General features: G+C 57.3%; 13 protein-coding genes and 1 pseudogene. 12 read left to right on the forward strand and 2 right to left on the reverse strand.

From position 1 onward, the window contains the following. Window positions 1-10 precede the first annotated feature (10 nt). The 12 genes and pseudogenes from AC1DU9_RS04640 (at window position 11) to AC1DU9_RS04695 (ending at window position 13,408) form a co-directional block, all read left to right on the forward strand. Window positions 11-2,899 (forward strand): phage tail tape measure protein, encoded by a 2,889-nt coding sequence (locus AC1DU9_RS04640; RefSeq protein WP_477809808.1) that lies wholly within the window; start codon window positions 11-13, stop codon window positions 2,897-2,899. Window positions 2,900-2,914: 15 nt separating this feature from the next. Beyond that, window positions 2,915-3,397: a DUF1833 family protein gene (locus AC1DU9_RS04645; RefSeq protein WP_477809809.1), complete on the forward strand. Its 483-nt coding sequence runs from the start codon at window positions 2,915-2,917 to the stop codon at window positions 3,395-3,397. Continuing rightward, window positions 3,394-3,777, forward strand: coding sequence for a hypothetical protein (locus tag AC1DU9_RS04650; RefSeq protein ID WP_477809810.1), 384 nt, complete (start codon window positions 3,394-3,396; stop codon window positions 3,775-3,777). Before AC1DU9_RS04645 ends, AC1DU9_RS04650 begins: the two co-directional genes overlap by 4 nt. Further along, complete coding sequence (locus AC1DU9_RS04655) at window positions 3,774-6,836, forward strand: host specificity factor TipJ family phage tail protein (RefSeq protein ID WP_477809811.1); 3,063 nt, start codon at window positions 3,774-3,776, stop codon at window positions 6,834-6,836. Before AC1DU9_RS04650 ends, AC1DU9_RS04655 begins: the two co-directional genes overlap by 4 nt. 168 nt (window positions 6,837-7,004) lie before the next feature. Continuing rightward, a complete protein-coding gene (locus tag AC1DU9_RS04660) occupies window positions 7,005-7,346 on the forward strand; it encodes a hypothetical protein (RefSeq protein WP_477809812.1) in 342 nt (113 codons plus the stop codon). A 66-nt stretch (window positions 7,347-7,412) separates the two neighbouring features. Then, a complete protein-coding gene (locus AC1DU9_RS04665; protein WP_477809813.1) occupies window positions 7,413-9,824 on the forward strand; it encodes a hypothetical protein in 2,412 nt (803 codons plus the stop codon). 54 nt (window positions 9,825-9,878) lie between these two features. Beyond that, the gene (locus tag AC1DU9_RS04670) at window positions 9,879-10,061 is read left to right on the forward strand and encodes a hypothetical protein (RefSeq protein ID WP_477809814.1); all 183 of its coding nucleotides are present in this window, start codon (window positions 9,879-9,881) and stop codon (window positions 10,059-10,061) included. Window positions 10,062-10,210: 149 nt separating this feature from the next. Next, window positions 10,211-10,636, forward strand: coding sequence for a cell wall hydrolase (locus AC1DU9_RS04675; RefSeq protein ID WP_477809815.1), 426 nt, complete (start codon window positions 10,211-10,213; stop codon window positions 10,634-10,636). Between the two features lie 81 nt (window positions 10,637-10,717). Then, on the forward strand, window positions 10,718-11,017 hold the full coding sequence (locus AC1DU9_RS04680; RefSeq protein WP_477809816.1) for a hypothetical protein: 300 nt from the start codon (window positions 10,718-10,720) through the stop codon (window positions 11,015-11,017). A 450-nt stretch (window positions 11,018-11,467) separates the two neighbouring features. Beyond that, window positions 11,468-11,647 (forward strand): annotated as a pseudogene (locus tag AC1DU9_RS04685) (succinyldiaminopimelate transaminase); the annotation flags it as partial. Window positions 11,648-11,801: 154 nt separating this feature from the next. Then, window positions 11,802-12,542 carry a M12 family metallopeptidase gene (locus tag AC1DU9_RS04690; RefSeq protein ID WP_223458366.1) on the forward strand — a complete coding sequence of 247 codons (741 nt, stop codon included), beginning with the start codon at window positions 11,802-11,804 and terminating at the stop codon, window positions 12,540-12,542. 56 nt (window positions 12,543-12,598) lie between these two features. Then, window positions 12,599-13,408: a M12 family metallopeptidase gene (locus AC1DU9_RS04695; protein ID WP_223458368.1), complete on the forward strand. Its 810-nt coding sequence runs from the start codon at window positions 12,599-12,601 to the stop codon at window positions 13,406-13,408. A gap of 268 nt (window positions 13,409-13,676) precedes the next feature. Here the strand turns inward: AC1DU9_RS04695 and AC1DU9_RS04700 are convergent, their stop codons facing one another. Together AC1DU9_RS04700 and dapC are read right to left on the reverse strand one after the other, a co-directional pair. Further along, window positions 13,677-14,402: a M12 family metallopeptidase gene (locus tag AC1DU9_RS04700; RefSeq protein WP_223458370.1), complete on the reverse strand. Its 726-nt coding sequence runs from the start codon at window positions 14,400-14,402 to the stop codon at window positions 13,677-13,679. Window positions 14,403-14,562: 160 nt separating this feature from the next. Further along, entirely contained in the window at window positions 14,563-15,762 is a 1,200-nt protein-coding gene (dapC, locus tag AC1DU9_RS04705; RefSeq protein WP_223458372.1) for a succinyldiaminopimelate transaminase, read from the reverse strand. Window positions 15,763-15,830 lie beyond the last annotated feature (68 nt).

The raw sequence follows: 15,830 nt of genomic DNA on the forward strand, positions 1-15,830 counted from the left end.
GGAGTTATAGATGGCTAATTCACTTGGCACGCTGACGCTCGATCTGATCGCGCGCATCGGTGGTTTTACTGGGCCTCTTGATAAAGCCGAGGTGGCGGCTCGGAAGTCAGGCAAAGGAATTGCCGACTCCGCGAACATGGCCTCGCTTGCCTGGACCGCTCTGGGCGAAGTGGTTGCAGGTGCTGTCGCCGGTTTTTCGGTGGGCGCTGTTCTGACCAGCTTCATCACCGAGACTCGTGATGCTGAAAAAGAACAGGCGCAACTTGCCGCCGTGCTGAAGTCCACCGGGGAATCGGCGGGCTTCAGTCGCGATCAGCTGAACGAAATGGCAGACGCCATGGAGAAAGCCACCACCTTTTCCGGTGGTGATATCAACCAGGCGCAGACAGCGCTTCTTGCCTTCACTGGCGTTGTGGGCACTCAGTTCACGCGGGCGCTACAGGCTGCTTCCGATATGGCTGCCCGCACAGGCACCACCGTGCAGCAGGCTGCCGAAACTATTGGTCGCGCACTGGACGTTCCAACAGACGGCCTGAGTTCGCTGAGCAAGCAAGGTTTCAGATTTACCGAAGATCAAAAGAAGCTCGCCGAGTCGCTTGAATCCGTGGGTGACGTGGCTGGCGCCCAGGGCATCATCCTGAATGCTCTGGAAGAGTCGTATAGCGGGGCGGCGGCTGCCGCTCGTGACACCTTCGGTGGTTCGCTGGATGCGCTACGCAACACCGTTGCTAGTTTACTTACCGGGGAGGGCGGTCTTAGCAGTGCTCGCGCTGCGATTGAGGAAGTGAATAGCGCCCTCGGCTCTCCGGCAGCCCGCACAGCTCTGGGCTTAACAGCTCAGGCCGCGACCGCCTTGGCTGTGGTTTTAACCACCCGTCTTGCTGCAAGCGCCGCCGGCACCGCGATAGCTTTCGCCGCCGCTCAGGTCGAGGCTGTTCGCTACCAACTGGCGCTGGCCCGTATGGCCGGTGTAGCTCCGGCAACTGCTGCCGGACTTGTAGGGATAGGCGTAGCCGCTCGGGGTGCTTCGGCAGCCATGGCGCTGCTTGGTGGTCCAGCAGGAGTGGTCCTGCTCGCGGCCAGCGCACTGGCCTACTTCGCGCTGAGTGGTGATGACGCAGACGAATCGGCCACGGCACTCACCAACAAGATCGACTTCCTGAATAAGTCGTTCGATGGATTCACCAAGAATCAAGCTGCGGCCGCCCTACAAGACATCAATCAGGATCTGATGGACGCGCAGCTACGCGCCATAGACGCAGAGAGCGCGGTTTCGCAGTACCAGCGATTGCTGCGCGATCATCCGAATGACGCTCGTCAGCGTGAGTGGAACGAATCGCTGGTCACCGCTCAGGGCGAGCTTGATACAGCACGCCAGAAAGTCGAGGCCTTCGGCGCACAGATCAATGTGCTGAACGGAATCCTTACCGCGCCTGTGGTGGTTGAACAGTCGAAGGCATTCAAGGACTTGGCCAAGACACTCGACGAGCAGATATTGCTCTCGGGCAAAAAGACGAACGCCGATAAGCTTGCGGCCCGCATAGGGGCAGGTCTTGTCACCGGCCTGAAAGCGGGCGAGGGCGATTTGCTGGTAGCCAAGGCGAAAACCTTGGACGCGAGCGAAGCGGCTATTGAAGCAGAGAAGAAAAGCGCAGCGGCTTCGAAGCAGGCCGCTACAGCCGCAGCCACCGCCGCGACAGCACTGACCAAGCGAGGTGAGGATGCTGTCACCGACTACCAGCGCCAGATCGCGCTGATCAATACTTCTGTCGATGCGCAGAAGAAAGCCACGGAGGCAGACAAGCTCAGGTTTGAATTAGCTTCCGGCAAGTTGGTTGGCATCAACGCAACTCAGCAGAAGAGGTTGGAGGGTCTGGCTGCGGAGCTCGATGTGCTCCAGAAGCTCAAGCTTGCCAACGAGGAGTCGGCCAAGTCAGCGGCTTTTGCAGCAAATCTTCGCGCGGAAAACGATACCGTGCGTACAGGTTTCGATATGGATCTTGCTGGCGCCGCCATGGGGGAACAAACCCGGGATCGGATGAGGCAGGATCTGGCGCTTCAGCAAGATTACAACCGGCAGGTGGCCGATCTTCAGAAGCAATTGAACGCCGGCGATATCACCCAAAGCTTGTACGACACCGAAACCGAAATGCTCCGGGAAGCTCTGGCCGAGCGGGTGCTCCTGCAAGAGGACTATTACAGCAGGGTGGACAGTCTTCAGAACGACGGGGTGACGGGGTTCATCAGCGGCGTAGCCACTCAAGCCGAAGCCAGCATGGACCTTTACAGCACCATGCAGGATGTTGGCGCAGAGACGTTCCACGACCTCACCGATGCAATTACGGATTGGGCCGAAACCGGCAAGCTTGACGCCAAAGGGTTGGCTGCCAGCTTCATTCAATCCGTTGGGCATGCGCTGCTTTCCTACGCGGCGGCTCAAGTTGCTATGGCCGGACTCAATGCATTCACCGCAATGATCGGCATTCCATTCGTTGGGCCAGCCGTTGCGCCTGGTGCAGCCATCGCTGCGACAGCTGCGGCGGGAGTGATGATGGTTGCCGTGGGCTCAGCTCTGGACGGCCAGGCGCACGACGGTATCGATTCCGTCCCGGCGGATGGTACTTGGAACCTCAAGAAGGGTGAGCGGGTAACCACCGCTAAAACCAGCGCCAAGTTGGACCGCACGCTCGAGAGGGTGAGTCAGGGGCGCAGCAATAATGGCCCGTCAGAGGCCCCCGTCATTAACCTGATCGAGGATGCCAGCCGAGCCGGCAAGGTCAATCGCCGCCAGATCAATCGTCAGGACGTTATTGATATCTACATCTCTGACATTCAGGCCGAGGGCGATATTCACCAAGCCGGCCAGCAAAAGTACGGCTGGACATCTCAAGGCAGCTGAGCAGTGGAGTAACGTATGAGCAACCCGATCAACATCTGCTACGCCTCGGGTGGGTCGTTGCCGATCAATACCATTGAGGCGACCTGTGACATCTGGCCTGCCCCGATTCTGATCTGTGACGGCTACGAGGATCGCGTCTGCGGTACCGAAGATTCGCGGACGCTCGTCTTTACCGCCATGGCCTATGAGCAGGGCCTGCCCAATCAGGATAACAGCGCCTTCCAGAACTTGATCATCGCCCTGGACAACACGTCAGGCGAGGTGCAGATCCAGATTGAGAAGGCCAAGGCGGCGAGTGCTCGCGTGGTGCTGACCTGCCGGCGCTACTTGGAGAACGACCTGACCTATCCGGCTGAGCACTACCGCATGTCGCTGCTGAGTCGGCGGTACGAAGGAGTCACTGCGACCCTGACCTGCGGCCTGTTCGACCTGCTCGGCACAGCGTTCCCGCGCGAGCAACTGACCACCAGTGTCGCCCCTGGGTTGCTCTACATATGAGCCCGCTCAGTCGATACCTGTCAGCCCCCTACAAAGACGGCGCGCGCGGACCGCTGGCCTACGACTGCTACGGGCTGGCCATTGCTGTGCGACATAAGGTGTTCGGCCTGCCGTTGCTGCCCTCGCTGGGTGGCGTAGGGCGGGACAAGCTGCGCGCGAACACCCTGGCTTACCGAGAACTCAAGATCGGCCTGGAAGAATGCTCGCCAGAGCCTGGAGCCATCGCGGCAGTCTTCAAGGGCGAGCTGATGGCGCACGTCGGCGTGGTCGTTCATCTGGACGGGCAACTGAAGGTGCTCGACACCAACCCGGGCGGCCCACGCATTCGCCCCGTGCGCGACTTCGAGTCGGCCTATCAACGAGTGGTGTATTACCGATGATCGAATTTTTTGCGAACAAGCTTGCCGGCTGCCAGCCGATGGCGACCTTCACCACTCATCAGCGGATGACGATCGAGGCGTGGATTCAACAGCAGACAGCGGAATATCAGCGCTCGCCCGAGCAGCCAATCAGCGTGGCGATCAATGACGAACTGATTTGCCCGACACTCTGGCACAAGGTCAAATTCAAACCGTCCGATCGCGTCCAAATTTGGCGCGAGCCGAAGGGTCTGGCGGCAGTCGGCTGGGGCCTGCTCGCCATTGCGGCGGCGGTGGTCGTCAGCAAAGTTCTGGCGCCAAAGATGCCCGGCATGCCGAATAATTCTGGCGTAGCTCAGGGCAACCCGCTCGACGAAGCCAGCGCCAAGGGCAACAAGGTCAAGCTGGGCGATCCAATCCGAACCCTGGCCGGTTTGCAGAAGTTGTACCCGTCCTACTTGGCTGAGCCGCGCACCTATTTCGCCGGCCCGCGTGAGCAGTGGGTGGAAATGCTGCTGTACATCACGACGGGCAGCGTGTGGGTTGAGCCCAGTGATATTTCGGTGGGTGAGACGCCGATTATTTCGCTCGGAGCGGATGCCAGCTACACCATCTTCCCGCCGGGCGCCGACGTCATCGGTCACCCTGCGTCGATGCTCTGGTACAACGCACCAGAGGTGGGCTCCAGTTCCAGTGGCTCGGCAGGCTTGGACCTGACCATTGCCAATCCGCTGACCCCATCATCGAGTGCGGCGGCCTATCAGTTCAATGGCGTGACGATCGCCATCCCGACTGGCGCCGGCTCATTCCCGACCGACTGGTCGACGGGGCTGGTGATTCGCGTGCTGTCGCCGTACCTGTACAACGTGGTCGATGGCGGCTCAGGCCGTGACATCGTTCGAGGTCCGCTGGAAATGCTCGGCCCATTCCCGGGTCAGCTGATCGAAATCAGTGGCGACAATGCCGGGCTGTACGTCGTCAACTCCTACACGCCATATGCGCCGGCCGTTCCGCCATCTACCGGAACCGCCTCGACCATTCTCGGCTCGAGCATCCCGGCGCGTTACGACTTTGATGTCACGCCGCTGACTTTTACCGTTACGCTCGGTACCACTCCGTATTCAGTTGCGTTGAGCACGGCCACCGCTGACCTGTCCGGCCTGGTTTCGGCGATCAACACCGCGAAGGGCTCCGCGCCATTCCTGGCCAGCGCCTCGTCGGGCAAGATTCTGATAACCGAAATCGGCACTTTCTCGGGCCTAGCTATGGTGTCGTCCGGTGGCGCCGACGTGTTGGGCTCCAGCCCGGTTAACACCACCGGCACCGCCGCCAGCGCCGGAACGCCTGAGCAATTGGCCGAAATTACCTTGAACTATGACGGCGGGTCACCGGTCAGCGGTCTGGCCATCGGCGCCAGTTTTTCCACGATCGGTCCTCGCGGCCTGCGCTATCGCATCACTGCCTTTAGTGCCGATCTGATGCTGGTGGACCGGCTGACGTCTTCTGGCTCAGTCGATGAAAGCTGGCCCGGGTTTGTGTTCAACGAAACCGTCAACGGCCTGATCACGCTCGACCCTTCCAACCTCGAAGGCGGCTACCGAGGCCCGATCGCCTGTAGTCCGAAAGGCGAGCTGGTCACGCACATCGAGTACACGGTGCTGGCTCAAAACGGAATCATTGGTCTCGGCCGCAAAGGCGACACCTACGCAGTTCCGACCGGGCATGTCTTTGAGTACCGCGACATGGATGTTGCCGGATCCTGGACGGTTCTTCCGCAGACGATATGGGGCGACTCGCGCGACACGATGGGGTTCACCTTCCGGCATGCACTGCCGTACCCGATGCGACCCGAGGCCAGGATTAAACGCCTGCCCAAGGTTGGCGGCGAAAACTCGTCTGAGGTCAATGACGACATGACCTGGTACAGCCTGCGTGGGCTGCGCCAAACCCGACCTACCAGCTACCCGGGAATGACCACAATTGCCCTGCAGATTCGCGGCGGCGACAGGCTGTCCGCGCAATCGGAAAGCCAAGTCAACCTGATCGGCTGCCGCGTGCTGCCGGTCTACACGGGTGGCGCCTGGACTGCACCGACACTGACGCGCGGGATCGTGCCGTGGTGCCTGCATGTACTGAAGTCGCTGGGCTACACCGACGCGGACATTGATCTGCCCGAGTGGGGGCGCTACCACACGATCTTCGAGGCCGCCGGCCAGTATTACGACGAAGTGATCGACGAGACCAGCACAGCCAAGGACCGGCTCAACAATGCGCTGGCCTGCGGCCATGCCGAGCTGACCATCAAGAATGGCCTGGTCAGTCTGGTGCGGGACGAGCCGCGAGCGGCGTTCGACATCACCTACGGCCCAAAAACGCAGACCTACTCACCGCAGAACATGACCAAGGGGTTGAAGATCGAAGGCCCGCTGCCCTCGATCAACGACTTCGACGGTGTCGACGTGGAGTATTTCTCAAGCCTGACATGGGCCTGGGAGCCAGTACCGTGTCGCTGGCCGGGTGATGCTGGGTTGAAGGTCGAGAAGATCAAGCTGCCGGGTGTCTGTGACCGTGATCGCGCCTACCGCTTCGGTATGCGTCGTCGCGGTCACCAGCTGTTCCGCCAGGACACTTACACCTGGGAAACCGAACTCGCCGGCATGAACTCGGGCTACCTGAGTTTCTGTGCGGTGGCCAGCGACACTCCCGGGTTGTGCCAAAGCGCGCAGCTGCGCAGCGTCACGGCGGTCAGCGGCGGCTTCCTGTTGGAATCGACCGAACCTATCGACTGGTCAGCGGCCGAGGCCTACCGGGTTGGCATCAGTCGTCCCGATGGCTCTCTCTCTGGGCCCTTCCCGGTCACTGCGATTGACGAATACCACATGCAGATCGCCGACCTTGACTTCGTGCCGGACACCAGCATGACCCTGGAGCTGCCTYAGTTGCTGGTCGGCCCGGAAAGCAAGTGGGCGTACCCGGTCCTGGTCAACAGCTCATCTCCATCCAACGGCAACGTGGCAATGAAGGGCATGCCCTACGACGCCCGCGTTTACACTTACGACAGCGCTACGGCGCCCGCTTGATATGGGTGCCCCCGATAAAAGGACGACGAGCTAATGCTCACATACCCCGACAACCTGCCGTTGCCCTTGCGCGAAGGATATGGATTAAAGCCGGTCAGCCCGATTGTCCGAACTCAACTGGTGAGCGGTAGAGCGATTCAGCGTGTCAGGTTCCGAAGCTTTCCCGCCATGGTGACGCTGTCTTGGGTGTTGGATGCCAAGCAGGCCAGGCTGTTCATGGGCTGGTTCAAATGGGGAGTCGGGTACATCGATTGGTTCATGTGCCCGATCAAAAGCCCCATGGGGCTGACACCGACCAGGGTTCGCTTCACCGACATCTACAGCGGACCGGAACTGGTCGGCGTGGACCACTGGCGCTTTTCGGTTCCGGCTGAACTATTCGAGATCCCGATCGTTGATGAGGCCGAGTTCACCAGTCTGCTGGCCGGCATGGACCTTACGGTCATGAATACCGAGCTACGAGAGCAGCTTGAAGCCTGGTACACGAAGAACTGGCCTGGCGCCCTGTAACCCCACTTTACCCACCTACTTTCGAGCCCGCCCTGTGCGGGCTTTTGCATTTATTGAGGATGCGATATGAGCGGGGCTACTGACCTCCAACTGTTTGAGCAACTCGTTGTCGGTGCCAACGAATTGTTTCTTTCCGATGTCGATTTCGTCGTGATCAACGGCGTGACAAAGCCGACTCTGAAGAAAATCTATGCCGAATTTCTGGCAAGCATGGGTACCTTCATGACGGTGGCGGACGGCCTGACTGCGACCAGCGGAACAGGTGTTAGCAACCGTTTTTTCACGGTGCCTGTCACCGGTGAATACTTTGAGATCCGCTATCGGAACGACGCGGGCGCAGCCGTCGAAGTTGGTCGCACGTCGAGCGCCGCAGTGAACACGCTGACTTTAAACGCTGGCAAGGCCTTCCCATTGAAGTCTGCAACCCGGGCTGGCGCTGTAAGTGTTGATCGCGATTCTGTCAGGCGCGCAATCCTGGATGCTCAGGTCATTGGCATTGCTGCGGGAAAATTTGCGCGGCTTGCTTGGTACGGTAATGGCACAACTGCATTCGGGGCCCCTGACTACGGGATGATCTTTGAGATTGCCGACGTAAGCACCTATAGCACCACAGGCGTTGCCACCCAGATTGTTGGTCGTACGACTACCTGGGAGGAGGTGGCAGTAAGCGGCACAATCGTGACTCGCATTTATCGCACAACGACTATCGACAGTGTGTTGCTGTCGATAACCTACGATAAGGCGGTCTTTGCTGAGACCCTCGGAACAGAAGTTGTACTAAACGTGCCGGGCTCACCAAATTACAGTTGGATCATTGACCCTGCCTGTTATATGCCGATGCAAGCCCGGCGGGTGCTGGATTCGCTCAAGGTCAACAGTGATGTGGACTTCCCTCTCGCCAGTTACAGCCGTGCCGGGTCCGTCAGTGCGGCAGAGTCTCGCCTAAATCGGGCCATCTTGGACGTAAAGATCTCCGGCATGGAAGACGGCAAGCTGGTCCGCCTGGCTTATGTGGCCAACGGCACGACAGCATTCGGCGGCGGCCCGAACTACGGCATGATCTTTGAAATTGCGGATGCTGCGACCTACAACACCACTGGTGTGGCCACTTCCTTGGTCGCCCGTACCGACCCCTGGCAGGAAGTTCCCGGTGAAGGCACGCTGGTCACACGCTACTACCGGCAAACCGCGCAGGCCCAAGGCGGCATTACGGTCGCTATCACCTACGACAAAGCCGTGCTGGCCGAGATCGATGGTACGCCGATTGTACTCAACAACCCGGCCTACCCGGCCTACAGCTGGATCATCGACCCAGCCTGCTATCGCCCCGCTGAGAAGCCGGTCGCGTACAAAGCCAAAGGCCTGCTGTACTCGGCGACGGCGGATGAGCTGACAGTGGTCTGGCAGTACTCGGCAACCAAGTTGTTCCGTATCAAGATCGGGCGCTACGGGCCGAACTTGTTGAACGACATCGGAGAGATTGCCGAACAACTGAGCGGCACCCTGACACTGGGTGGTGCCTGGACCGTGCTGGCGTCACGCTTCACTGACTGGATTGGCCCCTACCAAGTGACTGCCGTCAATGGTGGGGATGGTGGCGGCACCGTGCAGTCCACAGGCGGGAACCACCCGATCAACAGCACGTCAATCCCGACCGCCGAGCAGATCAGTCGAGCGGTGTACGCCGACGGCGGAGTGTTGGTAACCGGTAACGGTCAAGCTGATGAAATCTCCATTGTGTGGGCAAACCGCATCATGGGGCACAACACCATGACCACAGCGCGGCGCTACATCCTGCGCGAAGACCTCATGTTGCGCATTCGGCCAGGGTCGTTTGAGGTGCACGGAGAAATCACCGCGCTGGAAGACATCGTTGTGGGTAACTACTTTGGGTTGCAGTGCTACGACCCTGGCCATGACCAGACGATTCACTTCTTCAACGGCCAAGATAACGGGCGCGTTACCCTTACTCCAACCGTGGCGCAATACTCAGGGAACCCAGCCACTTATCCGAACGCGTGGGGCGTCACCCTACGCGGCGCTAGTGATCGCAACCTGACCCTATGGATGGACCGCACCTACGGTATTGCGGCGCCTGGCTTCCTGCCAGCTAGCGGACTTAGCGGCATGATCTTCCACCAAGCCAACACCAAAAAGGCCTATCACCAAATTATCGAGCCAGGCAAGCCGCTGGCATTGGCGAGCGGGGAGTATGGCAACTGGCGCGGTGGGTACATTTTCTCGCCGAACCTGTCGGCTTCCGCTGATCTGGCGCAGCGTTACTACAACGGCGGCGTACCGGGCTACATCGTTGCGATGACTGCCGCCGGATCAGCAAAAGTCACCACGCCGCTGGCAGATGCTAACCGCAAGGTCACCCAGGATGGCAGCGGAATGACTGTGCCCGGATACATCCCGCCAAGCGGTCTGCCTGTGAAGGCCACCGGCTACAGCGTGTCCAAAATCACCACAGGTTAGGCGTCTTAGTAGACTAGACGCAGACTGACGTAACCCATGAAGGGGATTTAAGAGATGAAGTTCCTGATTCCGCTGACCGACGATAGCTATAACGTCATCAATCAAAATAATCCGGCAGAGATGGCGGTCAGAGTGTCTTCTGACAATGAAACGATATACCTGAAAGTTGAAAACCCGGAGCGTGAGGTGGCCGTGAAGGTTGACGATCTCAGAAGAATCCTCGGAGCCATTCGCTAACGCTGCTATTTCGGAAACATCGAACGCCCGCCCCGTGCGGGCTTTTTTACGCCCTGGAGAAACCATGGCCAAGCTTACCCAGCAGCAGTTGCTGCAGATCCTCCCGAACGCCGGCCCAGTTGCCGGCGTTTTTTTGCCTGGAGAAAGTAATGACTGAAACAGAAAAGGGCCGAGACATTCTCGCGCGTACGCTATGGGGTGAAGCCCGCGGCGAAAGCCTGGCTGGCCAGATCGCGGTAGCCTGGACCATCCGAAACCGCGTGAACGACGGCAAGGCCAAGTCGTGGTGGGGTGAGGGCTATGTCGGCGTGTGCCAGAAACCGTACCAGTTCAGCTGCTGGAACAGGAACGATCCGAACTACGGCTACCTGAGTGGCGCGAAGCCGATCCCGTTTCGCGAGTTTGCTCAAGCGCAGATCGCCGCTGACCAGGTGATCGCCGGCAAGGTGCCAGATCCCACCGGCGGCGCCACGCACTACTACGCGACCACTATGCCGAAGGCTCCAGCGTGGACCGCGGGAGCGAAGCAGACGCTGAAGCTCGGTCATCACATCTTCTTCAAGGACGTACCCTGAAGGCGTGTCGCCTGTCAGCGGAACGTTGAACGCGGCGTGAGTGATTGCGATACTGTTTATTTGTCCAGTATCGAGCAGGTAATGTACTTCCTTATTACGCGCATGAGAGAGAAGGGTGTCGCTAGGGATTGGAAGGCGATCCGGCAAACGGTCGGCATTCGCGCCGACATCAACATCAGGAATCAGATGTGCGAGCAGCTGAACCGGACCAGCGACATCGCCGAGATCCGGCCGGCAGGTATGCCGCTTGATGCTGTGTCGCTTCCACCATTACTAGATGCCAGGCTTTCGGGAATGGCGACCAACGCTTTTACGCTGAGCGGCCTGGAGGAAATCGACGGCTGCCTGTATGCGCAGTCGTGGTGGTGCAGGGAGGTTTGATCGATCGGCAGGACGCCGGAGACGGGATTTGCTGCGGGGAATTCTTCCCCAAAACGCAACCGTTTGGACCAATGTTTATTGGGTTCCAAAGAGTCGCAAAAGATGCTGCTTTTTGTGGTCTATTTGTAGCTCAAGGCCTTGATTATAAAGGCCTTGATTGATTTTTATGCGGCATCCCAGGCTTTGATGCCGAAAAGGTGCAACGTTTTGCTTGAAACGGTCAAGGAATTGCCCCCTTTGCAGGTGCTGGATTTAAAAGGTGATGGATTATGCCATGACCCTTGAGTTAAAACGCAAAACCCTGTGGGAGGGTGTCGGTACCGGGCGGCGATCCGACGAAGGCGGTGGGCCCAGTCACGGCCCCGCGCACACCGCCCACGGTCAGCAACCAACAGGATCGCGCTGTCGGCACCCGGGTCACTTCACCCTTGCCGCGCAGGCGCCGCCGCCTTCTGCCCCGACCTGTTCGAGCAGGAGCACGTGACCGTGGTGCCGGGTTCTTATTTGTCCCGCGATGTTGATGGTTTAAATCCAGGCGCGGGTCGAGTACGCATGGCACTCGTTGCCCCGCTATCCGAATGTCTTGAAGCGGCAGAACGTATTCGCAACTTCATAACTCGCCGCAACTGACACTGACAAGGCCTGTACCGTGCAACGCAGTACCGGCCGCCACCGGCAACAACATCTAACAAGCAGCAACTTTACAGTGCAACTTTAATTTAAATAATCTCCAGTTCGAAAGCAATCTATTGACCAGGTTAAAACATCGAGAAGGAGAGCGATAATGCCATATTCAGAGCCATGCAAAGTTATCAATAGTTTTGATATACACGCCTCTTACGAAGCGGCCATCAGTGAAAACCCTGGCAACGACAATACCGACTCTATAGGAAGCAGAAAAAAACGCGGCGTCGCATCTCACAGTAAATTCTGGGCAAGTCATCGAACGCTCAAGATTGCTTTTCTTGCCCCACCCTCCAACGCACACCGTCAGGCGGCCATAGCAGCCATCAAACAATGGCAACCCTCTATCAATTTGACGCTGGAGTTCGCAGACGATGCGGTGGGGGATATCAGAATCAGCATGGAAGCCCCCTTGAACTATTCAGCAATCGGTACCGATGCAACACTGCGAGGTCCAGGCGAGAACACAATGAACATCGGCACGGAGCTAACACACCCTGCGTTCGAAAGCACCGTTTTGCATGAGTTTGGCCATGCACTGGGAATGGAACATGAACACCAGCACCCCAAAGCCGACATTCCCTGGAACAGGCCGTTCGTCTACCACTATTACCTCACAAGATATAACTGGTCGAAAGAAGAAGTCGATCACAACTTATTCAAAATACTGGAAACCTTCACTACCCGCACAACGCCCTATGACAAAAAATCAATAATGCACTATCAAATCCCGAATGAACTGACCACGGGCAATTGGAGCGTAGAGAAGAACACCAGCCTCAGCCAGAATGATCGGCGACTGATGCGAAAAATATATCCAAAATCCTTACTGCTCCAATAATTTGCAAGCAAATAAAACCAACACCCCCTTTTCAAAAAACTACAACCGACAAAGACATGGACGCCACCCCAATGAAAAATGGAGCTTGCAGCATTGTTAGAAGCATTGATCCAGTCGCCTCTTACGAGGCCGCGATCAATGAACGAAGTGATAATGTCAAATCCAATACTTCCGGACGCACCAAGAGAAGCGTCGCCGTGCATACTACTTTCTGGAAGCCTGGGCGCACCCTGAAAATAGCCATGTACGACGAGAACCAGAAAACCATAGATACAGTAAAAAACATTGCAAACAAATGGTTGGCGCATGTCAATTTAAAATTCGAATTTATTGCCGGAGCAGTGGGTGACATTCGCATAAAAATCGAGCCAAACCAAACCATTGGCTCTTACTCCCTTTTAGGTACAGATGCACTGACCTGCCCCCCAGACAAACCCACTATGAAAATAGGAACAGCTTTAGAGAATGATGATTTCGAAACCACTGTATTACATGAATTTGGTCACGCACTCGGCCTCCATCATGAACATCAACATCCCGATGCAGATATCCCTTGGGATCTGGAAAAAGTCTACGCGTGGTATAAAGAAAATTTCGACTGGGAGCGTGATCGAGTTGATTCACAGGTCCTGCCGTTACCTCGCTCCACATATTACATCTATGGCGATTACGACCCCTTGTCAGTCATGCATTACGACATCGATAGCAACCTTACCCTGAACAACTGGTCACACCCTGAAAATTCCAAGCTAAGTGAAAGCGACATGGAGATGATTCGCAAAATCTACCCTCACAAAACTATACTCGACACACTCTCTGAGCTATACGACAAACTGAAATCACCACTTTTTGGCAGAACTCATTAACAACTAAATGTTTTTAAAGCACGATTTTTAGCTCTAGCCATATCGATGACTCTTCGATACTCGCTGCAACACAGCAATGAAAACGATCAAAAGAGTGTGCATCATTACTTCATTGCTCCCAGCTTGGCTTCACTTGGATCCAGTTCCCCAACACCTCTCGCAGCACGTCATCACCTAATAGGAGATGACGTGTTCGGAAAATTTCGGGAAATCTGAAGTTCAAATGAGGCCACGCCGGGAAACCTGAAATAAGCGATATAGGCCGGGCTTACAGCAGTGGATAGATGTTGTTTATGTTGATCTTGTCTTGCTCACTTAACTCTGTATAGCGGCCAACGTGCCAGTCTCCATCGGTGAGGGAATTTTCTACGCTGTAGTGCATGATGGAATATTTGTCATAGTTTCCCAGGAAGGTGTCGGCACCGGTTTCTAAATCAAATATATTGTGATCAATGACTTCTCTGCTCCACCCAATAACGTTGGTGTAGTACTCATATACTTTTTCCCGGTTCCAGGGGATATTTGCCTGGGGATGCAAGTGGGCGTGATGCAAACCTAATGCGTGGCCGAACTCGTGAAGTACTGTACGGCGAAAGACCATGTATGGGGCATCTATCCCAATGAGGAGCGTGGGTTCGTCTGGTGGCTGCAGCAATGCATCTGTCCCGAGTGTGGACCAGCTGTCTTCGCCCTTCATGTCAATCCGTATTTCACCGCCAGATTCAACGACTTCGAAAGCCAGGCCGACATAAGGTTCCCACTCGCGAATGATTCGTTCAGCGTCATACTTCATCTCGTCGCGCAATCCTGGCATGAACGAAATAGTAATGTTTTTTCCATTTTCCCAGAACGTGCTGTGGTAACCAACCGAGCGTTTTTGGTGCCGTCCGGGCAAGGTGCTGGCGACGTTCCTGGCGTTTTCCTTGACAGCCGCGGCGCGAGAGTCTTGCTCATTTAGCGGCTTTTTCATTCGGACAAAGTGAGGAGTGTGCATAAGTAACTTCCATGTTGTTTGTAACGTTATATTGATCCCTCAGAGCAATAGGTTGTGGATATTAAGATAATGCACTTGAATGTTTCAGGGTCAGCGTTGTTGTAACTGGATAATGAATTGATGTCCCGCCGCCGCATTGCACAGGGCGGGACTTGGTTGTTTATCGTTTTGCGGTAATGAAAGCGCGAATCCGTTCCGCTGCTTCGACGCACTCCGCCAGCGGCGCGACCAGCGCCATCCGCACACGGCCTGCGCCCGGGTTGACGCTATCCACCTCACGGGACAGATAAGAACCCGGCACCACGGTCACGTGTTCCTCGATAAACAGATCACGGCAGAATGCCTCATCATCGCCTTCCACATTCGGCCACAGATAGAAGCCGCCATCCGGGCGCTCCACGTCCATCACCGGGCCGAGGATGTCCAGCACAGCGTCATATTTTTCGCGATACAGCGCACGGTTGGCGCGCACATGCACCTCGTCATTCCACGCGGCAACACTGGCCAGTTGTGTTTGAACCGGCATCGCGCAGCCGTGGTAGGTGCGATAGAGCAGGAAGCCCTTGAGGATGTCGGCGTCACCGGCGACAAAGCCCGAACGCAGTCCCGGCAGGTTCGAACGCTTGGACAGGCTGTGGAACACCACGCAACGCTTGAAGTCCTTGCGACCCAGTTCCGCGCAGGCACTGAGCAGGCCGGGTGGCGGGGTTTGCTCGTCGAAGTACAGTTCGCTGTAGCACTCGTCCGCTGCGATAACGAAGTCATGTTCGTCAGCCAGGGCAATCAGTTTTTTCAGGGTCTCGACCGGGATCAGTGCGCCAGTCGGGTTGCCTGGCGAGCACAGGAACAGGATCTGGCAGCGTTGCCAGATATCCGGCGACACGGCGTCGAAATCCGGGTTGAAGCCGTTCTCGTCCAGGCACGGCAGGTAATGCGGCTTGGCCCCGGCGAGGAACGCCGCGCCTTCGTAGATCTGGTAGAACGGGTTCGGGCTGACCACCAGCGCGTCATCGCCACGGTTGACCACGGTCTGGGTGAAGGCGAACAGCGCTTCGCGGGTGCCGTTGACCGGCAGTACGTTGCGCGCCGGGTCGATCCAGCCTTTGGGGACGTCGAAGCGACGTTCGCACCATGCCGCGATGGCTTCGCGCAGGGCCGGAATACCGAGGGTGGTCGGGTACACCGCCATCTGATCCAGGTTGCTGGCCAGGGCCTCGGCGACAAAGCTTGGCGAACGGTGTTTCGGCTCGCCGATGGACAGCGCGATCGGACGTTTGTCCGGGTTCGGCGTCACGCTGCCAAGCAGGGCGCGGAGTTTCTCGAACGGGTAGGGCTGGAGCTGGGACAGAGCGTTGTTCATCGATGTATCTCGTTCGGTGTGGGAACGGGCAAGCCCTGTTTCCTGTAGGAGCTGGCTCGCGTTGTTGG

This window comes from Pseudomonas sp. P4_C1 (assembly GCF_056402155.1).